This window comes from Niabella aquatica (genome assembly GCF_054779315.1).
In genome coordinates, this window is record NZ_BAAGYM010000006.1 from 80,553 (window position 1) to 104,398 (window position 23,846).

15 protein-coding genes and 1 tRNA gene are annotated in these 23,846 nt (G+C 43.7%); 6 read left to right on the forward strand and 10 right to left on the reverse strand.

Going from position 1 to position 23,846, the window contains the following annotated elements; all coding sequences use genetic code 11:
- Window positions 1-6: 6 nt before the first annotated feature.
- The 3 genes from ACYVBM_RS06210 to ACYVBM_RS06220 form a co-directional block, all read right to left on the reverse strand.
- Window positions 7-1,863 (reverse strand): rhamnogalacturonan lyase, encoded by a 1,857-nt coding sequence (locus tag ACYVBM_RS06210; RefSeq protein ID WP_460684884.1) that lies wholly within the window; start codon window positions 1,861-1,863, stop codon window positions 7-9.
- Between the two features lie 197 nt (window positions 1,864-2,060).
- Window positions 2,061-3,083, reverse strand: coding sequence for an FKBP-type peptidyl-prolyl cis-trans isomerase (locus ACYVBM_RS06215; protein WP_460684767.1), 1,023 nt, complete (start codon window positions 3,081-3,083; stop codon window positions 2,061-2,063).
- A 58-nt stretch (window positions 3,084-3,141) separates the two neighbouring features.
- Entirely contained in the window at window positions 3,142-4,149 is a 1,008-nt protein-coding gene (locus tag ACYVBM_RS06220) for a DHH family phosphoesterase (RefSeq protein WP_460684768.1), read from the reverse strand.
- A gap of 82 nt (window positions 4,150-4,231) precedes the next feature.
- Between ACYVBM_RS06220 and ACYVBM_RS06225 the strand changes: the two genes are divergently transcribed.
- Window positions 4,232-4,648: a nucleoside-diphosphate kinase gene (locus tag ACYVBM_RS06225; protein WP_460684769.1), complete on the forward strand. Its 417-nt coding sequence runs from the start codon at window positions 4,232-4,234 to the stop codon at window positions 4,646-4,648.
- Window positions 4,649-4,932: 284 nt separating this feature from the next.
- Here the strand turns inward: ACYVBM_RS06225 and ACYVBM_RS06230 are convergent.
- Window positions 4,933-5,003, reverse strand: a tRNA-Cys gene (locus ACYVBM_RS06230).
- Window positions 5,004-5,067: 64 nt separating this feature from the next.
- Here ACYVBM_RS06230 and ACYVBM_RS06235 point away from each other — a divergent pair.
- From ACYVBM_RS06235 to ACYVBM_RS06245, 3 genes are all read left to right on the forward strand, one after another.
- A complete protein-coding gene (locus ACYVBM_RS06235; protein ID WP_460684770.1) occupies window positions 5,068-5,937 on the forward strand; it encodes a nucleoside phosphorylase in 870 nt (289 codons plus the stop codon).
- Between the two features lie 137 nt (window positions 5,938-6,074).
- Entirely contained in the window at window positions 6,075-6,848 is a 774-nt protein-coding gene (gene dapF / locus ACYVBM_RS06240) for a diaminopimelate epimerase (protein ID WP_460684771.1), read from the forward strand.
- 12 nt (window positions 6,849-6,860) lie between these two features.
- Window positions 6,861-7,307: an NUDIX domain-containing protein gene (locus ACYVBM_RS06245; protein ID WP_460684772.1), complete on the forward strand. Its 447-nt coding sequence runs from the start codon at window positions 6,861-6,863 to the stop codon at window positions 7,305-7,307.
- On the opposite strand, the gene ACYVBM_RS06250 is transcribed toward ACYVBM_RS06245, so the two are convergent.
- On the reverse strand, window positions 7,304-8,410 hold the full coding sequence (locus tag ACYVBM_RS06250; protein ID WP_460684773.1) for an AI-2E family transporter: 1,107 nt from the start codon (window positions 8,408-8,410) through the stop codon (window positions 7,304-7,306). The two genes, ACYVBM_RS06245 and ACYVBM_RS06250, sit on opposite strands and share 4 nt — an antisense overlap.
- A 437-nt stretch (window positions 8,411-8,847) precedes the next feature.
- Entirely contained in the window at window positions 8,848-9,753 is a 906-nt protein-coding gene (locus ACYVBM_RS06255; protein WP_460684774.1) for an AraC family transcriptional regulator, read from the reverse strand.
- Between the two features lie 214 nt (window positions 9,754-9,967).
- Here ACYVBM_RS06255 and ACYVBM_RS06260 point away from each other — a divergent pair, with 214 nt between their 5' ends.
- Both ACYVBM_RS06260 and ACYVBM_RS06265 read left to right on the forward strand, forming a co-directional pair.
- Window positions 9,968-11,404, forward strand: a complete 1,437-nt coding sequence (locus ACYVBM_RS06260; protein ID WP_460684775.1) for a sialate O-acetylesterase — start codon at window positions 9,968-9,970, stop codon at window positions 11,402-11,404.
- 8 nt (window positions 11,405-11,412) lie between these two features.
- Window positions 11,413-13,728 carry a DUF5703 domain-containing protein gene (locus ACYVBM_RS06265; RefSeq protein WP_460684776.1) on the forward strand — a complete coding sequence of 772 codons (2,316 nt, stop codon included), beginning with the start codon at window positions 11,413-11,415 and terminating at the stop codon, window positions 13,726-13,728.
- A gap of 78 nt (window positions 13,729-13,806) precedes the next feature.
- Here ACYVBM_RS06265 and ACYVBM_RS06270 read toward each other — a convergent pair whose 3' ends face one another.
- From ACYVBM_RS06270 to ACYVBM_RS06285, 4 genes are all read right to left on the reverse strand, one after another.
- Window positions 13,807-17,181 (reverse strand): glycosyl hydrolase, encoded by a 3,375-nt coding sequence (locus ACYVBM_RS06270; protein ID WP_460684777.1) that lies wholly within the window; start codon window positions 17,179-17,181, stop codon window positions 13,807-13,809.
- Between the two features lie 6 nt (window positions 17,182-17,187).
- Complete coding sequence (locus ACYVBM_RS06275; RefSeq protein ID WP_460684778.1) at window positions 17,188-20,430, reverse strand: glycoside hydrolase family 2 TIM barrel-domain containing protein; 3,243 nt, start codon at window positions 20,428-20,430, stop codon at window positions 17,188-17,190.
- Window positions 20,427-21,500: a mandelate racemase/muconate lactonizing enzyme family protein gene (locus ACYVBM_RS06280; RefSeq protein WP_460684779.1), complete on the reverse strand. Its 1,074-nt coding sequence runs from the start codon at window positions 21,498-21,500 to the stop codon at window positions 20,427-20,429. Before ACYVBM_RS06280 ends, ACYVBM_RS06275 begins: the two co-directional genes overlap by 4 nt.
- A 149-nt stretch (window positions 21,501-21,649) precedes the next feature.
- Window positions 21,650-23,662 (reverse strand): aceric acid hydrolase, encoded by a 2,013-nt coding sequence (locus ACYVBM_RS06285; RefSeq protein WP_460684780.1) that lies wholly within the window; start codon window positions 23,660-23,662, stop codon window positions 21,650-21,652.
- Between the last annotated feature and the right edge of the window lie 184 nt (window positions 23,663-23,846).

Here is a 23,846-nt window from a genome sequence, read left to right on the forward strand (position 1 = left end):
CGCTCTTTATTTATCAGCAAAAACAATATCAGGTTTCGGCGGCGTGCTCATCCCTGCACCCATGAAAAAGCTGGTATGAGGAGGCTGGTTATATCCTACATTTTGCCAGGCAATGCTCAGGCGATATTGCGGGTCGTGCATTAAAGTATAAAACCGGTGCGTTGTTGGTACAGAAGTAGAAAAAATACGCAATTCTTTATTGTCGGCTGTCCTGTAAATTACTTCCTCGCGCCAGTCGCCCAAAATATCTCCCGATAGAACCGGGTTCATTTTAGTGCCGTTATTACTGCGGCACTGGTATTTTGCAGTGTTCATCAATTCTACGGTAATGCCATTTTCATAATCCCATTTACCAATAAAGGTTCCGTTTAAAATTTCCCGCAACACATCGCCATCCCAGTAAATTCCCATATTACAGGGTGGAGTACGGTCAGATATTTTATTGCCCTTACAATCAAACAGTCCTTTTATTCCCGCCCCTGCTACCCAGCATTCAAAACCCGGATACCGCGGATCTATGTCCAGGGCCAGGCCACGTCCCGGACCTTCTCCATCTGCTCCTGCCTGTACCGATGGCTTCTTCCAGTAAATGGCCCCGGTGGCCGCAGAACGGAAGCTGCATCCCGCATCATCAAACCGTTCCTGGATGTCAAATACTTCGAGGCCGGGGATAGACGGATCCAGGTCCGAAACATGCAAGGCATCGCCATGCCCTAACCCTGTACTGTATAATCCTTTCCCGTCATCATTAATACACATAGCTCCGAATATAATTTCATCCTTTCCGTCGCCATCCACATCCGTAATGGTAAGATTATGGTTGCCCTGACCCGCATAGCTGCCATTACCCGGTGTATCGCTGTCAAAGGTCCAGCGTTTCTGCAACTGACCATCTTTTAAGTCCCATGCTGTAATAACGGTTCTTGTATAATATCCCCTCGACATGATAAGGCTTGGATGTTTTCCATCCAGGTAGGCCACTGCTCCTAAAAAACGGTCCATACGGTTTCCGTAACCATCACCCCAGATCTGCTTTAGTTCCTGGAAAGAGGGATTGAGAGAAAAAGCCCTTGGCGGGATAAAACCGGTTGTATGGATCACTTCCCCGGTCAAGCCATTAAATACAGAAAGGTATTCGGGACCGGATAGTATATATCCCTTTTCGTTGCGCCAGTCTTTAGCAGCATCTCCAATAACAGTTCCACGGCCATCGACCGAACCATCAGCAGTTTTCATAACCACCTCAGCTTTACCGTCACCATCCAGGTCGTAAACCAGGAACTGGGTATAATGAGCGCCTTCACGAATATTCCTTCCCAGATTGATCGTCCATAACAGCTGCCCGTTCAGCTTATATGCCTGTATTAGCGGGGGATCGGTGAATCCCGCATGGCTGTTATCCCTGCCACGCCCTGCCACATGCAATATAATTTCATAGGCGCCGTCACCATCCACATCCCCTACCGAACCGTCATTTGCTGCATATCCATCCGGTATCTGAAGCGGGATGGATATAAAAGGATCAGCCAGGCTCTTCAGCGTAAAAGACCCCGTCTTACCGGTTTCCTTATTTTTTATAACGGGCCGAACGATATACGTTCTTTCACCCGTTTTATCTGTAAAATCATCAATAAGAGAAGTAGTACGGGTAACAGGCTCCTTGTTAATCTTTACTGTAGCCCGATTTGTTTTGCGGTAAACATTAAAGGCAGCAGCTTCGTCATCAGAAGCCAATAAACGCCAGCTTACCAATACTTTTCCATCATTTGCGGGAACGGCCACCACTCCCCTGTCCAATGCTTCCATCAGGCGCTGAGCAATTGCTGCGTTACCTGGCAACATCAATAGCAGTAACCATACCATTCTGTTCACTGAAAATAGTTTTAGCATTCAAAATAATCCGGGAAGTTTCCTGTAATAATTATTTTCCAGCATCCAATATAAAAAAAGCAATAGCAGAACTGTCATGTTGCATCCTGAAACCGGGGTGCCCGGAAACGATAAAGCCACTGTAAAATACAGTGGCTTTATAATCAGCTATGAGCGCTTATATTATTTTATTAATGTCCGTGCCCGTCATTAGGTCCATGCGCTGCGGCTGCCGGATCGGTATCGCTTACAGCTACAATTTCAACTTTAAAATATAAAGGTTCATAAGGCTTGAAGGTGCCTCCGCCACCATCTTTTCCGTACGCCAGGTAGCCGGGAATATAGATAACTCCTTTACCGCCCTGTTTAAATTGTCTTAACCCATCTTCAAAACCGCGGATGAATGGCTGATCGCCCAGCTTTACAGTCATCTGGTTGGCATCGAAAGTGCTGTCATTGCTCACTCTTTTCCCATCATATTTAACGGTGATATATTTTCCGTCAGCAACCTGCGCACCTGTACCCGGTTCGTCAATTTTTATAAAGGTACCTCCAGGAGTTTGCGTTGCAGTGATTTTTTTGCTGTCCAGGTAAGTTTGCACCTCTTTGATTTGTTTAGCTTTTTCACCGGATTTTTCCAGTGCAGCTTCATCAGCTTTTTGCTTCTCTTCCTGCTCCTTTTTAAACTTCTTCATCATTTCCTCCTGCTCTTTTTTCTGGCGCGGGGCATCTTTTTCCATTTCTTTCTGATAATCGGCTCTTGCTATACTATCCTGTTTAAATACTTCAAGCACTTTATAGGTATAAGTAAGCTTATCTCCCTTTTTCATATATGGAGGTAACTGGGCTTCCTGTGCCAATCCTTTACTGATAGCTGAGTCTATATATATAACAGCAACCATACTATCTCCTTTCTTCAGATTGTGAAATACTTCTGCAGGATCGTAAAAAGGCTGACCGGCAGGAATCGCCTGCACAGGCTGGAAGAAAGGCATTTTCCCGTAAGTGTCCACTAAAAGGGTATCCTTGCTGCCGCTTAACTTTACGGTCATGTTCATTTTTAAAACATAGCCTTCTTTAGTGCTGTCTTTGCTTCCCCCGTCAAATATCTTGTACTTTAATCCGTTAGGGCTGGTCTGGTAATCAGTGTTTTTACATGCAGCAAATGTTACAGCTGCAAATACCACTGCTCCTAAAATTTTAGAACGTCTCATTTTTGTTATGTGTTAAATTGTTATTTACGATTTTATTGTTTACACACTGTTATTGCTACTATGAGAGTAAATGTTCATTTTCCCTGATAGCAAGCTTAAATTTTTCTATAGTTTGCTGCAAGCTGTCTTTAGTATTGCCGCCCGATGCATTAAAATGTCCGCCACCGTTAAAATACCTGCGCGCAAAGGTATTACAATCAAAGTCTCCTTTGCTTCTAAAGCTCCATTTTCTTTCCTCATCCCTGTCAATTACCAAACCTACCAGCTTGATGCCTTGTACGCTTTGTGGATAGTTGACCAAACCCTCTGTATCGCCCGTTTTTATTTCGTATTTAAGCAGGTCCTGCTTGGTAACAGCGATAAGCGCCGTGTTATATTCGTAAAAGAACTCCATGCGGTTACTTAATATATGGCCTATAAAACGCAACCGGTTCTCTAAAAAATTATCAAAAAGATGGCTATGTACCTGCGTATGGTTCAGTCCTGCTTCCATTAACCGGGCTACCATATAATGAACAGAAGCGTGGGTTGAGGAAAACCTGAAAGATCCGGTATCGGTTACTACCCCGGCATACAGGCACTGTGCGATGCTGGCATCTAACAATTTGTCGTTACCGCTGTCTACAATAAAATCATAAACCATTTCACAGGTAGAACTTTTGGTAATATCGCTGATACCATAATTAAAGCTGGGTGTATCGGGCTGCTCGTGATGATCGATCAAAACCTTTATGCAATCCAGGCCAGCCAGTACAGAAGCCAGATTTTTGGTACGGTGAAAGATATTAAAATCGAGGCAAAAAAGATAATCTGCCTGATTCAGGAGCTCTACTGCCCTGTCGTGGTATTTTTCAAAATTCAAAACACCCTCGCATCCGGGCATCCAGTTCAACCAGCTGGCCCAATTGGTGGGAGAAATCACAGATACTTCATGCCCCAGTTTTTTTAAAAAGCCACGTAAGCCCAATGCAGATCCCATAGCATCACCATCGGGTTTCTGATGCATAGTGATCACAACCCGGGCAGGCTGGGAAATAATTGGAAATATGTCTTTTAGCGGTTTCATTCAGGAGGCGCAAAAATAGGTAAATTAAGATCATCAGGAAATATTTAGTTTTTGTACCTTTGCGACCCAAAAAAATGAATATATGAGTAACCGTACATTTACGATGATTAAGCCTGACGCTATGGAAAACGGCCACGCAGGCGCTATTTTAGACCGGATCACTAAAGCCGGATTTAAACTGGTAGCCTTAAAACTTACTAAACTTTCTGCTGAAAAAGCCGGAGATTTTTATGCTGTTCACAAAGAAAGACCTTTTTTCGGAGAGTTAGTGGAGTTTATGAGCCGCGGGCCCATTATTGCTGCGATCCTGGAAAAAGAGAATGCAGTGGCAGATTTTCGTGAACTGATCGGGGCTACCAATCCGGCCAATGCTGCAGAAGGTACTATCCGGAAAGACTTTGCAGCTTCTGTTGGCGAAAATGCAGTTCACGGCAGTGACAGTGATGAAAATGCTGCAATTGAAGGCGGCTTTTTCTTTAACCACTTTGAAAAAGTTTAATTGTAAAATCATAAACATTGCTGATAACCGGCTCCACAGGGCCGGTTTTTTAATTGCCAGAATGAAAACAGTGATGCTTTATCAGGTATAAAATAGGTATAGTCTGTGACGCCGGGGCCGTAACAACGCTGCATCCGTTATTAAGAAACTACGCTTAACGCATCACACGACGGGTATTAAAATAATATCAACACATATTGTACTTTAAATTAATTCACAGGAGCTTTACAGCAGCATTTAAATCAAAAACCCGCTGCTATAGCGGGTTGTGTGGGTTTTAAGAGAGGTCTCGAGCGGATTCGAACCGCTGTGGGAGCTTTTGCAGAGCTCTGCCTAGCCACTCGGCCACGAGACCTTTTTTGAGGGGTTGCAAAAATAGGGTATTTTTGGTAAATTTTTAATCTCAATCATCAAAAATTATGGCAAGAATTGCGGAAAGCGAATTGATATTAAATAACCGGGGTGCAGTATATCACCTCGACCTGAGACCGGAAGAAATTGCCGGAACCGTGGTTACCGTAGGCGATCCTGACCGGGTAAGAGAGTTCAGCAAATATTTTGATGTAATTGAAGTACAAAGACAACACCGGGAATTTGTAACACATACCGGTACTATAAAAGGTAAAAGATTAACGGTGCTGTCGTCAGGTATAGGCCCCGACAATATCGATATTGTGATGAATGAACTGGATGCACTCGTGAATATTGATTTTGGAACAAGGAGCATTAAAAATACACTTCACTCGCTCAATATTATTCGCGTAGGAACGTCGGGTTCGCTACAGGCTGATATTGCCGTAGATGAATTTGTGGCATCCACACACGGGCTGGGCATTGATAACCTCCTGAACTTTTATTTACACGAAAAGAACGACGAGGAAGCGCAGCTCCTGCAATCATTTATCACGCATGCACAAATAAAAGGAGCTCCCTATATTACAGGTGCTGCCCCTTCCCTGCTTAAACATTTTGCACAGGGTTTTCACCAGGGTATAACGGTTACCTGTCCCGGCTTCTATGGTCCGCAAGGGCGCGTGCTAAGACTTGGCATCAGCAATCCTACCCTCATTGACCGGCTTACCGACTTTAGTTTCGGACAGCACCGGATCACCAATTTTGAAATGGAAACTTCGGCCATTTATGGCCTGGGCAAATTGCTGGGGCATCATTGCCTGGCATTGAACGCTATTGTAGCCAACCGGGTAAAGAAAGAATTCAGTAAAGATGGCAGAGCTGCTGTCGAAAACCTGATACAAAAATTCCTGGAAATATTCGTTGCCGAATTTTAAGAATTGAGTTCCGGCAGCAGCGAATATAAAAAGATAAATGCTACGCCTAAAAATAACACCGATAGCTATGGGAGCTTTTTTGACATCCGCCTGAACCGGATGGATATAATACCAATGACAGAAAAATAATATCAGATATGCATTTTTACAAATACCAGGGCGCAGGAAACGATTTTGTAATTGTTGATAACAGGGAAATCAACTACAGGCATTTGTCACAGGAAGCCATACGCAGCATTTGCGACAGGCGGTTTGGTATTGGAGCAGACGGATTAATGATGCTGAACCAAAAACCCGGATATGATTTTGAAATGATTTATTACAATGCTGACGGCGGAGAAGGAAGCATGTGCGGCAATGGAGGACGTTGTATTGTACGCTTTGCACATGATACCGGTATTGACAGGAGCCGGTTTAAGTTCCTGGCCGTGGATGGAGAACACCTGGCCGATATCAAAGACGGGCTGGTATCTTTAAAAATGATCGATGTAAGCGATATTAACAAATTTGAAACCCACTCGGTTTTAAACACAGGCTCACCGCATTATGTAAAACAGGTCAATAACCTTGCCGTTACGGATGTATACACTGAAGGCAGGAAAATACGTTACAGCGATGAATTTAAGGAAGAGGGAATTAATGTAAATTTTGTTGAGGTAATGAACGATGGCTCACTTAAAGTAAGAACCTATGAGCGTGGCGTGGAAAATGAAACTTTCGCCTGCGGTACCGGCGCCACGGCGGCTGCGCTGGTTTTTTATAAAAATGAAGAAGGGTTCAATGTTATTGACATAGAAGTTTTAGGCGGCAGGCTTAGCGTAAGCTATAACAGGAATGCAGATGGATCGTACAACGATATCTGGCTGAAAGGCCCTGCAGTAAAGGTTTACGAAGGCATTTTTAATATTTAGATCAACCAAAGTATGATCCGGTCTATTAATTTACGGGTGTATGGCGTGCTGGTGAACGATAAAAAGCAGGTGCTGGTAAGTGATGAACGTATTTATTATAATAATATCGAAGTTACAAAATTTCCTGGCGGCGGGCTGGAATTGGGCGAAGGCACGCGGGATTGCGTTCTAAGGGAGTGCAGGGAGGAAATTGGTATTGATGTGGAAGTGACCGATCATCTTTATACCACCGATTTTTTTCAGCAGTCTGCTTTCAACCCCGAGCACCAGATTATCTCTGTTTATTACCTCATTAAGCCCCTGGAACCGCTCCATATACAAGTAAACAATGCCGCCGCCATGTATCCTGAAAAAGTTGCTGAAATCTTCAGGTTTGTTGATTGGCAGTACTTCAACGAATCGGTGATGACCCTGCCTATCGATAAGGTGGTAGCGAAGATCCTGAAAGAAAAGTATTAGCTTTCCTTTCCCGTGTTTCCATTCTCTTTTTCTACAAGCCGTGGAGTTAAAGCTTCCGGTTCAGGAACAGGAGTTTCTCCCTCATCCGGATCGGTATTTACAAACTCGTTCATATAAATATCATATAAAACGATGAGATAGCTTATTAATAAAGGCCCGAATACAAGACCCACAAACCCAAATAAGCCTAAACCTACCAACACGCCCATAATAGTGATAACCGGGTGCGTATCACCGATCTTTTTCAGCAGCGTAATACGGGCTATATAATCCACGTTACCGGTTACAATGGCGTGATAGGCTAATAACAGAGTGGCATTCAATGTATCGCCGGTGGCATACATGTAAATAACAACCGGTACCCATACAATCATCGTTCCTACAACAGGGAAAAAGGCGCATACCCCTGTAAGAAAGCCATACAGGCCCCAATCCTTTACACCAAAAATAGCATAACCAATGGTTGCCACTATACCCTGTATAATGGATATCATGGGAATTCCGATAGCGTTAGCAATAACTACCTTCTTTGTTTCATCGGATAAAATCTTAATGTTACGTCTTTTTAAAGGCACTGCCCTGCTTAAATATCTCTCTATTTCCCGGCCATTATAGAGCATATAATAGAGGATAAACAGCATAATAGCCAGGTTAGACACAAGGTTGAGGGTACTGTTCAGCAGCTTGGGCACAAAGGCAGTAAGCTTATTAACCGCGCTGGAAATGGAGTTCTCAGAGATGAGATCAAATCCTACTTTTTTTTCAATAACATCAATGGATTGCTGGGCCGAAGTAAGGATTTTATTGGGATCTTCGAGAACCGCATTGATCTTGGGGCTGATCAGTGTTACGGCAAGGCTGATCGGGATACCTATCACAATAAGGTAAAAAAGAATAAAGCCCATAGCGGTCCATCCCTTTTTCCATCTTTTGCTGTATACAAAGCCGAAATACTGCTTGCGGCTTACTATATACAGGGTTACGGCACCCAAAAGACCAGGAAGAAAACCTACCAGTTCTTTAATAACCGTTATGATGAGTAAAACAATAATAGCAAGTATTAAAACCTGTTTAATACGTTCGTTAAAGATTTTTTGAGGCATACAGTATAAGTTGGATAGAGATATAGTCGTTACTCAAACCTACATGAAATTTTTCATTCATAGATTACACAAAAGAGAAATAAAAAATTTCATTAGAGCGCCTGGCTAAAAGAACAACAAATATCCAGGAGAAATATAATAAAAACCGTACCAATTTCCATAAGGTCATTAAATCAGAATGCAGAATAAATTACACGCAATGCTCCTGTACAGGTGCTTCCCTCCCGCCAGCAAGCCATGCAGCCTTAAAAAGTACGAAAAGGCCCAACCAAACTACTATTATAAACGCAGAAAAAGAGCGTCAAAAAAAATTCCGGTACCAACGCATTCGAAAATAATGGAAAGAGGTTAACGGTATACGATTTCTGCAACACCCTGCATTAACGGTTATAGCTTCGGGATTATATAGAAATTCTATATACAGGATATATGCCCGGTTAATCCTTGTTCACGCCCCTGTATTTTATCGGGGGCATGCCCGTAACCTGTTTGAACCTTTTTGAAAAATAATACGGATCATCAAACCCAAGGGTAAGCGCAATTTCTTTAATAGATTTATCAGTGAAATCCAGTTGCTGGCAGGCCTGCTGAATTTTCATCTGCATAAAATAATCCATAGGCGCATAGCCTGTTTTTTGCTTAAATAAATTAGAAAACCGGGATACGGAATAATTAGAGTAACTACTGATATCTTTTAAGGTCAGCATATCGGTAATATGCTCCTGCATATAAAGAATAGCATTATCCACGCAATCATTTTTACTGCTTTGGGAAGCGGGGTGATGCCGCGAATTATAAATAAATAAAGACAGGAACTGCGACAGGCAGAGGTTGGCAAAAAGCAGGTTATCCAGGCTATAACCCAGCTCCAATGCTTTGTACATTTTTTGAAAAAGACCGGCAATTTCACCGTTATCTTTTATGTGGCGGGGCTTAAAATGCTCTTTTACCGTATGTACATTATTCAGATCCGGTAAACAATTACCCCCGAAATGCACCCAGTAAATGCTCCAGGGATCATGCATGGCACTGGCATATGCATGTTCTACATTTTGCGGAAGAATAAAAAACTCATTAGGTCCCACTTCATATTTCTCCCCGTTCAGCTCGTACCACCCGTAACCATCCACACAATAAAACAAGAAGTTTTCGTGCAAGCCGTTCTTTCGCTTGGTGAAATGTCCTTTTGCTTTAGGGTAAAAACCAAGGCTGGCTATATACAACCCGTTTAATAAGGGATTATTAAGCACATTTGACTTTATCACAGGGCGGGGAATTTCTATACGTTGCCTTCCCACACCATACCAGATATTTTTATGAGAGCCTTGTTTTATTTCATCCATATACAATCGGCAATATAAGTAAAAACAAAAGTTTTCTTACACATTCGTTATCAAAACTAAATTAAAGGTTTTAAATAATATATCTGATCAAAAAAATGCAGTTTAACAATCATTTCCATCCACATTTTTACTAAATACCTGTCGGATTTCATCATTTTGCACCCGCAGATTCATATTTTCTTATATTAGAACCTTAAATTAAAATTGAAATACGATGAAGCGCCTGCACATTGCTTTACTTGTCTTGCTGTTGCCCTTATCTTCTTTTGCCCGGCTTCAATTGCCCTGGTTCTTTAGCGACAATATGGTGCTTCAGCAACAATCCAACCCGCCCATCTGGGGATGGACCCAGAGTAAAAATGCAGTAACGGTTACCACATCCTGGAATAATAAAAAATATACAGTGCTCCCTGATGCGAAAGGAAAATGGAAGGCGGCTGTTGCAACACCCAAAGCCGGGGGGCCTTATGAAATAACTATCAGCGATGGAGAAGTAAAAAAGATCAAAAATGTCCTCATCGGCGAGGTTTGGGTATGCAGCGGCCAGTCGAATATGGAGATGCCGTTGAAGGGCTTCGCCAATCAGCCTATATACAACAGCAATGACGCCATTTTTACAGCCGATAATAACCAGGTACGGCTTTATAATATCCCACGCTCTACACGGCCGACACCCATGGATACCAGCAAGAACTTCAGCTGGAAAATTTCCAATCCTGCGGATGCAGCCAATTTCAGCGCTACAGGTTATTTTTTCGGCAAATTCCTGTATGATAAGCTTAAGGTACCCATCGGCCTTATTAATGTAAGCTACGGAGGCAGCCCGGTAGAAGCCTTTATGGATGCAACTTTTTTGAAAGCATACGGTTTCGGGTTGCCCAATCCTAATGATACGTCCCGGCTAAGCAATAAAATACCTAGCGTATTGTATAACGGTATGATACACCCGCTGATCGGATTTGGTATTAAAGGCTTTATCTGGTACCAGGGCGAATCGAATGCCGATCGCCCGCAGCAATATGAAACGCTTTTCCCGGCATTTGTACAAATGCTAAGGGAACAATTCAGACAAGGAGATTTTCCTTTTTATTATGTGCAGATAGCGCCTTTTGACTATAACAGGGATAAAAAGAAAGGCGATACACTGATCAATGCTGCATGGTTGCGCGATGCCCAGCGAAAAGCGCTGGATAAAATACCCAACAGCGGCATGGCCGTTACTATGGATATAGGCGATGCAGCGTTTATTCATCCACGGGAAAAAGAAATGATCGGCAAACGGCTGGCATTAATGGCACTGGCTAACACCTATAACTGTAAAGGATTTGCCTGCGAAAGCCCGCTGTATGAATCAATGACCATTAAAGGAGGAACGGCCTTAATCCGGTTTAAAAATGCGCCGACAGGGCTCACCAGCTATGGCAAACCATTGCGCCATTTTGAAATAGCCGGCAGCGATAAAAAATTCTATGCTGCAACAGCTAAACTGATAAACGGAGGTGTGGAGGTTAGCGCACCCGAGGTTAAAAGTCCTGTAGCAATAAGATATGCTTTCAAAGATTATGCGGAAGGCGATCTGTTTAATACAGCCGGGGTTCCTGCGTCTTCGTTCAGAACAGATGACTGGAAGATGGAGGCAGAAATAAAATAATGTAACGAATGAGGTTAAAACGGGTATATACGATGCTGGTGCTGACATTATGCTTTGTTACGGCAAACGCACAGCTCAGCAGCTATAATATTGCCTGGCAAAGCCAGAGTAAAAATGCAGGTGAATCAATGCCGGTGGGTGGCGGGGATATTGGCTGTAACGTATGGGTTGAAAATAATGAGCTGCTGCTCTACTTTTCTAAAAGCGGCAGCTTTGACGAGAACAATGCTTTTCTCAAAAGCGGGAGGTTAAGATTAAAGCTTTCACCTAACCCTTTCAGCAATACCGGTTTTAAACAGGAGCTGGTTCTAAAAGATGGTTATATACACATCCAATCCTCCAACGCCGGCATCAAAGCATCGGTAAAAATATGGGTAGACGTTTTTAAGCCGGTTATTCATATTGATATAAATGGCAATAAACCGTTTCATGCCGAGGCGTTTTATGAGAACTGGCGTTTTACAGATCGCGTGCAGAAAGGAAAAGAAAACAATGCCAACTCCTGGAAATGGGCTTCGCATGTACCCATCGTTACCCGGCCCGACCAGGTTGGGTATGATGATAACCATATTGTTTTTTACCACCGCAATACCGATCCTACTGTTTTTGACGCCACCGTAAAACAGCAGGGGCTTGATTCGGTAAAGAACCAATTGCTCAATCCGCTTAAAAACCTTACCAGTGGCGGATTTATAAAAGGGCCTCATTTCATTAAAGGTGTAACAGGTGAAGGGACTTATATTAACACTGCCTATAAAAGCCATAGCCTGGTAAGCAGAAAAGCTGCTAAACAGCAATCGCTTGAAATTTATTTGCACAATAGCCAGGCCGCTACTGTTACCGATTGGAAAAAAGAAGCGCTGAATATAGCAGCACAATATCGCCCATCTCATCAAAAAACAATTGGCTGGTGGAATGACTACTGGAAACGGAGCTTTATTTTTATCAATACTGATGACCAGCCCGGAGCTGTAAAAAAAGAAAATAATGAAGCCTGGCAGGTGGGACGCAACTATCAGCTGTTCCGGTATATGCTGGGCTGTAATGTTTATGGCAGCTATCCTACCAAATTCAACGGGGGGTTCTTTACCGTCGACCCGGTTTTTACAGACAGCTCCATTAAAGGAACTCCCGACCACCGGAACTGGGGCGGCGGCACTTTTACAGCGCAAAACCAACGCCTGGTTTACTGGCCGATGCTGAAAAGCGGCGATGCCGAAATGATGAAACCCCAGTTCGATTTTTATAACCGCCTTTTGCAAACAGCCATGCTGCGTACTAAAATCTATTGGGGGCATAACGGTGCTAATTTTAATGAACAGGTTGAAAACTTCGGATTTCCTAATCCTACCGAATATGGCTGGAAACGGCCTGCCGCTTTTGATCCCGGCGTAGAATATAATGCCTGGCTGGAATATGAGTGGGACACGGTACTGGAATTTTGCATGATGATCCTGCAATCTGCGTCTTATGCGGGCAATGATATTTCGGAATACCTGCCACTGATCAAAAATTCGCTGATCTTTTTTGATGAACATTACCAGTACCAGGCAAAAAAGCTGAGCAATAAAGCGCTTGATGGAAATAGGCATCTGATCCTGTATCCCGGCTCGGGTGCCGAAACTTTTAAAATGGCCTATAACGCCAGCTCTACCATTGCAGCGCTGAAAGTGGTGATTACCGAACTGCTGCAAACAGGCAGCAGCTATTTAAGCGAAGAAGAGAAGGATTATTTTGAAGGATTTCTGGAACGTATTCCCCCTATCCCGTTTGCAAGCTATAACGGGCATGCAACCATTGCTCCTGCAAAAGTATGGGCAAGAGTAAACAATGTAGAAAGCGCACAGCTCTACCCGGTATATCCCTGGGGATTGTATGGTATTGGCAGGCCGGGGCTGGATACAGCCCGTAATACTTACCTGCTGGATACATTTGCCCTGAAATTCCGTAGCCATAAAGGCTGGAAGCAGGATAATATTTTTGCTGCCCGTTTAGGACTAACCGAAGATGCTCAAAAACTGACTGTATTGAAACTGCAAAACAGCGAACGACGTTTTCCCGCCTTCTGGGGACCGGGTTTCGATTGGGTACCGGATCATAACTGGGGTGGCAGCGGCATGATCGGCTTGCAGGAAATGCTGATGCAAACAGTAGATGACAAAGTTTATCTTTTTCCGGCATGGCCGAGAGCATGGGACGTTCACTTTAAACTGCATGCGCCAAAACAAACTACCATAGAAGTAATACTGAAGCAGGGCAAAATACGATCATTAGTAGTATGGCCGCGTGAAAGAGAGAAAGACATAGTATTGATGCTACAATAGCATGACACAAAATAATTGCAACTTTATAATGAGGTATTTCACTTGGATTACTACCTGAAATAAAATCGACAATATCTGTTATTGCGCTATCATCACCGCGCCTTCCAGACCTGCCTTCTGCAACGGCTTGTTTTTTAGAACATCAAGCGGAGCCGTTGTCCAGGTAATGCGCTTATCTTCCGGCAGGGCTAAATCCCCGGTCAGACGGTTAGCCCAGGTATTAGTAACCTTAATTTCGATAGTATTTACGCCCGCTTTTAACGCTTTTGAAACATCAAGGCGATAAGGGGGCGTCCAGACAGTACCGCAGTTGATACCGTTTATAGTTACCGTTGCAATATTGAATACACTGTCGATAGTAAGATACAGCGGCTTTTCTTTATCAGGATGCTCAATACTGAAGCTGTTTTTGTAAACAGCCGTACCGGAGTAATATTTTACAGCGTCATTATCGTATTCGTTCCACAAACGAAGCGCTGGAAAGTGCATTTCCGCTTCAGGGCCACCAAAGGCCGGATCGAATTGTACTTTCCAACCGGTACTGATATTGGCAACCTGCTTCATCGATGTACCTGGCTGCTTCTTTTTATTCGCATTCACCTTCTTCCTGAATATAATAAATGCCGAACCATTGGCGTACAATGGTAGTTGTACATAGGTTCTGCCCCCCCTGACTTCCCAATTGCTGGCTGATGAAATACTACCGCTGACAGGATCAAAGATCTCGGGCTCAAAACCGGCAACCCTGAAGGATACATCCAGCTCCCGCCTTATCTTTTCGGAGTTTGAAATAAAGTAAATATGCCCTTGGTCCAGTACTCTGTGTGCCCATGCAACAGGTTCTTTGTTCAGAGTAGCGTCCAGATCCCTGCTAAGGCCAAGCGTTTCAAAAGTTTCTCCGTTAAAAGGCGTTTCTATTAACCTGCCTTTTCCTTTGCCGGTAAACAGTTGTTCCCATATTTTCTGAAGCAGCGCATGATTATCTTTAAAACCCAGAGTCTCCATTTCTCTTTTATCAATAAGAATGGTGGCACCGGCTTTTTTCAGCTGTAATATTTTTTTAGCCACGTTTACCGACATTAAGCCGCTGTTAGGGTTCATTAATAATTTACCCGGAAAAATCAAAATAGAATAAGCAGCTCCGGATGAAAAAACTACTTTACCTTTTATTACTTTAGCGTGCATTAAAGCATCAGGATTAAAACAATCATATTTGTATCCCCTCAAAGCATCCGTCCAGTTTTCAGGATCAGCCATGTTCGCGGAATGAGACACGCCATCGGGGATGGTTCGTTGTGGCTGCCCTTTATTTTCTAACCTTATTCTTTCAGCTGCTACCCTTTCTTTACCAAATATACCGGGCAATGTGCTTACCAGCCTGTCAGGTAATATGGACCGGCGCGGCACTTCCTCTCCGATAAATACTGCTATGTCTGCCACCGGCTTCCCCTGCTGCAATAACGATGAAACCCTTGTCATATACTCTATCCAGGCTTTACTTTGAAGAAACCAGGTCTGGTCTCTCTGAAAGAACAGGCCAATACTTCCCAATGTCATTCCAGGTTTTCGGTTAAGCCAGGGATTGTGCGTAGTTACATGAAGTATCATACGGTTGACACCCATTGCAAAATTCCTGTCTCCAACTGTTTTTAAATTGCCCGGATGCTCTGTCCAGCTCATCCTCAGGTTAGTAAAAGCCTCGGCCTGCACTATATTTTTTCCATAAATATGTGCTGCGCTGATAGCGTCCAGCATATCATTGGGCTTATCGTGCGTAGGGCTGTTCAGCCAGAATTCCCCGGTAGGTAAATCTACTGTTTTAAAATGCAGCAAACCATCACTCACCATAGTTGGTGCTACGTTCTCAGCCATAAAGCTCAGCTGCATTTTATCGGCTTCCTTTCTGAGTGTGGCATAGAATACATCGTTCACCAACTCTGCAATGGTTTCACGCACATCATGTAATACCCTTTCAGAGGTGGCGGCATCATTTACCGGTACTCCGGTCATCACCAGCAGGTAAGGTAATAAATCATAACCCCGTCTTTTTTTAAATGCTGCTGCAAAGTTCTTATTCCAGTTCTGGCTGCCGGCCTCCCAGCTATCTATATAAAATATTTTAAGCACTTCTTTGGCCAGACCGGGGTCAGTTTCCTTAAAAACCCTGGCAAACCAGTTGTCAAACTGTAGTTTGATCGCTTCAGGATCGAATTTATCACATTCCAGGCCTTTGGCCGCGCCCCCGGTAGCGTTGGTATGCCCGGTAGATGTATGCCCTATCCTGACCACTACCCAATTCCCGGATTCAGGTTTCCAGTTAAGATTGCCTTGTTCGTCCATCTTACCTGTAAGATCGATGATGTCTTTTAAAGCAATTGCTTCTTTAGGACTTATCATCTGCGATGTTGTATTTTCAGCCACACGCCATATACTGCCGTTCTTTGCTTCTATCTGGTTAATAACCGGCTCATCACTTAAATAGATACCCTGTATTTTCAGAGTCGGTTTCCATTTAGCACCATCAAGGTCTTCTGATCCGGCTTCGGTTCCCTCTTTATCATACACAAACCTGAAATATCTTGCCGTGGTTGCAGGAATGGAAAACGTATAATCTTGATCCGAGTCCTGCCAGCCGTGTCTCGGTGGCTGCAGGCGTAAGATTGTTGTAAAGTTAATGCCATCATCACTGGACTGAAGCACCAGGCGCTGTGACTGGTACTGCCTGCCAGCTGTATGTGTTCTCAAAGAGCGTAAGGTGAAGGGCCTGGGGTATTTATATTGTATCCAGCAGGTAGTATCGCTCCGGAAAGTTTTTGAATCATCGCCTGGAAAACACAGGTAAGATGCCTTTTCGCCTGTGCTGGTAGTAACGGCCGGCACCAATACCGTTTCACTAAAAGCATTAGAGGAATTGGCGGGATAGGCAAAAACAGCCACGTCCCTGTAGAAATCTTCCTTCGTTTCGGGTTGCTCCAGTTTAATACTGTCATTACGGGAAGCCCTGATATAATTTTTGGTCCACACCAGTTTTTGCATAGACTGCTCGGGCTTTATCCACGGACCTCCGGCCAGAGCAAATCCGTCGCTTACATGAAAGGCCATTTTTAATCCAAGCCGCTTACTCTCCGCGAGGGCATGATTCACCATTCCCCACCATTCCGGTGTTAATTGCCGTGCAGGTTTATCATAAGATATCTTTGCCACAGTATCATAGATACAGGCCAGGTAAGCCCCTCCAATTCCAGCTTTCTGCATTCCTTCCAGGTCGGCAGTAATACCTTCTTTAGAAACAGCGCCGTGCATCCAATACCATAACACCCAGGGTTTCGCAGATTCGGGGGGATTAGTAAAAATCTCTTCAAGAGAAACGGGTTGGGCCTTTTGCGCATAACAACCCGCATTTATCCATAAACAGATAATGGCAATAATCAATATTTTCAAACGCAGATTCATTCGTTATTAATCTTTGATGGCCCGAATATAAAAACTATAACTATATTTTCCCGGCTTTAACTGGTATTGTTCTAATGGTGCTGCTACTTCGCTCCAGCTATCGTTGCCACCTACTCCCATTTGCTTCAGGTCTATATTTAACGTAATAAAACCCTCATTCTTTAAATTATAGGTATGCTTTGCATCTGTAATATTCTTTTCTGTGTAAGGCCAGGCGCTGATACTCAAAAGACTATCAGCTATCACTATCAGGCCCGGTTTGCCTTTGGGATGCTGAAAACTCATCCAGCGGACATCCGTGCGGTTGCCATTTTCCTGCGGCACTACATAAGGCTCCATAAAGGCATCAAGAGAAGACTGGTATAAGCCGGCATCAAAACCATAATTTCGGTCAATATAATTTTCAAGAGGGCCTTTACCAAAATATCTTACCTGCGTAAAATTGTTATTGATACCGCCCTGCATACCTATTTTAGGCAGATTGGGCAAACCGGGATCGGCCTCCAATGTATAATTTACTTTTACTGAGCCCTCTTTATCTACTGCATAAAAAACGGTTACCTGTACACTGTCGCTGATCAAAGTATAAGTGCTTAATATACCATTCAGTCTATCAACAATGGCCGGTTTTACTGATCGCAGTACCGGTTCATTTTCGTACCACTGTCTTAACACTCTCTGCGTTTTCCAGCCGCGCCGGTCATTATCAGTTTGCGGGCGCGTAAAGTGCAGTAGTAAAGGATGGGTAAGCAGCTCTTCACTGTTCTTTTTATACGATGATAAAGCACCGCTTTCTTTATCAATCACAACAACTGCTCCTTTAGACTGAGCAATAAAGGATGAAGCGGTTTCTGTAAAAGTAACTGCATTCATTACAAGATGTTGCTCTACTAAAGGTGTTAAGGATAATTGGTTGCTTGCTATTACAAAGCCTTTATCGGCCCAGGGAGTATCTTCTTTGGTTTGAAAAATAATATCAGCATGATACTCTTTGCGTTTTTTAAACCTGGGATAATATTTTTTGATATCTATGACGGCTGAATCACCTGGTGCTAATGAAACCGCCGGCAAAGTGTGTGTAGCCACTACTGCTCCGTTTTCCCTGATCAGCAGCAATGCCTGGTATGCTGCCACATTCTTAACCGGGCTAAGGTTACTTACCTTTATCAAACCTCTTGCAGCATCGGCCCATTCGCATTGAACCGGTTGAAATATCCGTTTACATTCGTACATGGCCGCTTTAGGCCTTCCATCTGCAGCAACAATTCCCTTAATTGTAAAGTTGTCAAAATATCTTTCACCAAAATCACCGCCATAAGCGTAATAAGGTTTACCGGTAGCAACATCATACTTCGTTAGCCCCTGGTCTTTATACTCCCAAATGCACCCCCCTATTACCCGGGGCAGGCTACGCCACTGATCCCAGAAATCTTTCAGGTTGCCGGCGCTATTACCCATCGCATGTGCATATTCGCAAAAGAATATCGGCCTGTTATCTCCATTCTGCTGATTCACCAGCAGCGGCGCAGTGTATAATGCCGGGTACATCCGGCTGATCACATCAATATAGTATTGATCCTTTGGGTTTTGTATACGATGCGAATGATCGTTTGCTTTCAGGTAACGGGGGTCTGAGGGATTAATATACCCTTCTTCTTTCGGACTGCCCATTGCAGGCTCATAATGCAGCGGGCGGGTGATATCAAAATCCTTTATCCAGCCCGCCATAGCCGCATGATTGGGGCCGCTGCCTGCTTCGTTGCCCAGGCTCCACATAATAATGGACGGATGATTCTTATCCCGCAGCGCCATCCTGGAAACACGTTCTATATACGCTGCCGTCCAGCGGGGATCATGATCGAGCTTTCCTCCCAGGCCATGTGTTTCATGATTGGCCTCATCTATTACCATAATACCCATTTGATCGCACAGGTCTAACAAATAGGGATCGCTGGGATAATGGCTTAAACGGATACAGTTAAAATTAAACTGCTTAATGGTCTTCACATCCTGCAAAATATCCGCTCTTAACAATGCCTTCCCTTTTTCAGGATGATGATCGGGCCGGTTCACACCATATAAATAAGTTTCTTTCCCGTTAATCAAAAGCTTGCTGTCTGACTTTCTAAATTCTATACTTCTGAAACCCAGCTTACAGCTTTTAGCTTCCCATATATTTCCTGTACTATCTTCCAGGCTCAGCACCAAAGTATATAAATTGGGATCTTCTGTGCTCCATTTTTTAGGATGGGTAATTATTGTTTCCAGCAAACCAAATTTCACCCTGTCGAGGCGTGGGTGAATTTCATTAATAATAGCATCAGCCGTTATTTTTAAGGCATCTTTTAAAACCGCTTTATTGTCTGCATCATACAACTGCACTTTTACCACAAAGCCCGGCACTTCTTTACCTGTAAGGTTTTCCAGCCGGGGGCGAATGCTTAATACGGCATCTTTATATTCCTTATCCAGCTTAGTTTGATAGAAAAAATCAGCAATACGCAATTTCGGCTCGGCCATTAAATACACTTCACGATGAATACCGCTTAAACGCCACTGATCCTGGTCTTCGAGGAAACTCCCATCGCTCCAGCGGATCACCCAAACTGAAACAATATTCTCACCATCCTGCAAGTAGGGCGTTATATTAAACTCTGACGAAAGGAAGCTATCTTCTCCATAGCCTAAGAATTTACCGTTAACCCAAACCTTGTACGCCGAGCTTACACCACCAAAATGTAAAGTGATATTCTTATCCTTCCAGTCTGTAGGAACAGTAAAAGAGCGCTGATAGCAACCCACCCCATTATAATCTTTGGGCACAAAAGGCGGATTAACCGGGCGGAACGGATACACCGCACTTTTATAAATGGGCTTATCATACCCCTGCATTTCCCAGTTAGAAGGAACAGCGATCTTCTTCCAGCCCGAAACTTTTTGCTTATAGAAATCTTTAGGTTGATCCCCAGGCTTTAGTGCAAAGCTGAAATCCCAATCCCCGTTAAGCGACAGGTACCGGCCGCTTTGCTCCCTGCTTTTGGAAAGCGCTTCGGCAACACTTGAGTAGGAGTACGCAGTAGCTCTTGAGGGATCTCTGTTAATACCGCTTACCAGGGGATCTTCATAAGGTTCCGTATTATATACTTCAGGTGCGTTAGGAACTGCCGCCGGTGTTTTATCTACCAGCTGCGCCAATGCGCATGCATTACCTGTAATCAATAATAATGCGATAATTATAATTCTCATCATATCTCTGTTAAATACTCATCTTTAAATGAAAAACCCCATCCCGGCCTGTTATGCGGAACAGCAAAACCATTTTCGATAACAAGCGGATGATTGATCAGCGGATCGATCCAATCGAAGGATTCTGCACCAGCGCCGTTAGAAACCGTGCAAAGCAAAGGCACATCATAGTCTTTATAATAATGCGGCAGCACAGGAATATGGTGTGCCAGCGCCAGCGCGGCGCTATTGCGCCATGCTTCTACTCCGCCCAACCTCAATATATCCGGCTGCCAGATATCAATCGCATTCAGTTTAATCAGTTCTCTCAAAGGAAGCGTCGAATACTCCCGCTCTCCCATAGCCAATGAAATGCCTGCCTGGTTTTTCAATAACTGGTATCCCTGAAAATCCGTATGATCAATGGGTTCCTCAAACCAGTGGATATGCAGACTGTGTGCCGCGCGTGCTAATTGCAAAGCATTGGGTACCGTCATCCCCTGGTTGGCATCCATCATGATACCAATGCCTTTTCCTACTGCTTCCCTTACTTTGGCCAATCGCTCCAGGTCTTCTTTCCAGTCGGGCTTGCCTACTTTTATTTTTACCGCGTTAAAGCCACGCTTTTTGTAGCGGCTTACTTCATCTATCAGTTCCTCGGCAGTATAAGACAACCAGCCGCCGCTGCCATACACAGGTACTTTAAAATGATTAGCGCCTAAAACCTTCCATATGGGCTGTTGCAAGGTTTTTGCCCAGGCATCCCACATCGCAATATTCACAGCAGCCTGCGCCCACCGGTTAATCCCTTCATTGCCAAAATACTCATTCGCTGTATCTATTTTTTTATAAACAGCCACTGTATCGTATACCTTTTCCCCAATAGTCATTGCCGCGATATCTTTCAGCGCACCGGCAATAGCCTGGGGGCTATATTGAAAGCTCAAAAGATAAGATTCACCTATAATACCACTTTGCAGATGCAATCTTAATATCATAAACGATATTTCTGTAAGTGTGTGTGTAGCATCTGCAATAGGTTTATTTAACGCTGTTTTTGCTGTATAAACTGAAAAATTATTAATTGTTTCCATTTTGAGCTCCATTCTGTTTATTTATAACCGGCCTGCGCCGCCAGTAATTAACTAATATACTTCCGCTGATATTCATACAGGGGATCTCTATTCCCAGCAAAGGATATCGTGTAAGCATTCCCCGTCCATTGCAAAGCTTTGTAAAGTTTTCATCGCATCAACGGCATCCATACAGACATATCGGACTGACCCCGATTTGCCCAGGCAAAATAAGGTATCAGCTTTACCGGCACCGGCTGTAAGAATGTATTTACTTCTTTATACAGACTTCCGTTCCAGTTTTCGCTGCTCAGCAATTTCAGATCTCCCTTCAGCGCCATAACATTGCCATTACCTATTTTCATCGGCACCGGTTTAAGATCAGCAGTTGCCGGCAGTACCACATCAAAAATATTTTTGCCGGGTAAATCGGGAGATTCAATGCAATACACAACAGGTCCGCGCTTTACAGCCACCTGGTTGCGTGTTTCTTCTACCAAAGGATTAGATGCCAGTAAGGTTACGGGCATCTCCATCTCCAACTCTACTTTTTCACCCTTTTTCCATTTTTTGCCCAGGGTAATATATTGGCCACCGGTAACTTTTTGTATTTTTCCATCCCAATTAACAGTAGCTCCCTTGCACCAACCAGGTATGCGTACATGCAATGCAAATGCTTTGCCTGGCACTTGCGTAAGCGTCATACTAACTTTACCATTCCAGGGATATTCGGTGCGTTGCGCTAAGGCTATGGCACTACCATCTGCCAGTTTTGTATTGATATTATTACCGCTAAAAATATTAATATACAGCCCGTCTTTCCCAACGCTATACATATAATCCCCGGCCTCGGCCATAGTGCGTACTACATTAGGCGGGCAGCAATTAGAGATCTTTATATAAGGAATACGCCCGCCAGACCAGCGCAATTTATAAGGATAGTTTAAAGTATGTGCCAGAGGATTCGTATAAAAATAATCTTTACCATCCATACTTACACCACTCAGCACGCTGTTGAATAAAGCAAGCTCCACAATATCCATATAGCGCTCTTCACCGGTAAGCAGGAACATGCGATAATTCCAAAGCACATTACCTATATTGGCGCAGGTTTCATTATGCGCAGAAAAATTCGGCAACTGGAAATCTCTTCCATAAGATTGATGTACGCGTTGCACAGAATCCGGTTTATAGGAAGTACCATCTACCGAAACCCCTTCATACAAGGCACCACAGCCACCTGTTACATACATTTTAGTAAGAATTACATTGTCCCAAAGGCGGTCTAAAGTAGTTTTAAGGGTAGCATCCCCGTTTTCGGCATACAGATCTGCAACACCGGCCATTAAATAGTTAGCCCGTACGGCATGCCCTACAATTTTTTGCATATCCCTGAAAGGAGCGCGATCACTATTATCATCAGTTCCTTCAACTGTGCCCCGTATATCAACCAGCTTAACTAAAAGATCCAGGTATCTTTTTTGCTGCGTAGTGCGATACAGCTCGGCAAGGCCCATGTAATGAGAAGGGCAAATAGCATTGCGCGCCTGCTCTGGCGTGGCAGCATTATAAAAGCCTATCAGGAAATCAGCAGCCCTGGTGGCTATATCCAGCAGCGTTTTTTTGCCGGTAGCACGATAATGCACACATCCGGCAGTCATTAGATGCCCGAAATTATATGCTTCAAAACTCAGCCTGTCATCAAACATTTTATCCTCACCAGACTGCTTTTGCTCGATGATATTTTTGGTATAAATATATCCATCAGGCCTTTGAGCCCTGCCAATGACAGTTATAGCTTCGTCCAGCCATATATCCAGCTGCTTATCTTTTGTTACGGCATACATGGCAGCTAATGCTTCCAGTGCTTTGTAAAAATCCCCGTCATGAAAAGAGGGTCCCCTGAAACGCCCCTCCTGCAAACCTGCCGCTACTTTAAAGTTCTGAAAAGAATAACAGATGGTATCGCTGGTGTAGGTTCGCCAAAGCGTTGGTACCATTTCGTTTTTTGCCACGTCAAAACGCTCCTTCCAGAAACCGCCGGAAAAATGTACGTCGCCCAAACCCACACCGGATAACCTCGCATACCTGCTCTGCGAAGTATTGATCAATGCGGTTTGTGACTGTGCAAAGGCATTGCACACTAATCCCGCAAATAGTAAAATGCTTTTTAAATCTTTCATTATTTTCATTTAAAGAATATTTTATAAGGCGCCGGCTCTACGGGCAGCGTACGATGCTTTATGAGACACCCGGCTGCAAGTGAACCTTACGTCATTTCTCCCTCCGGTCGAGATTTTCTGAATTGGGAGAGATCTCCTATTCCTCTGGCTTGGGAGGGAGGATGACGATATTGATTATATTTCA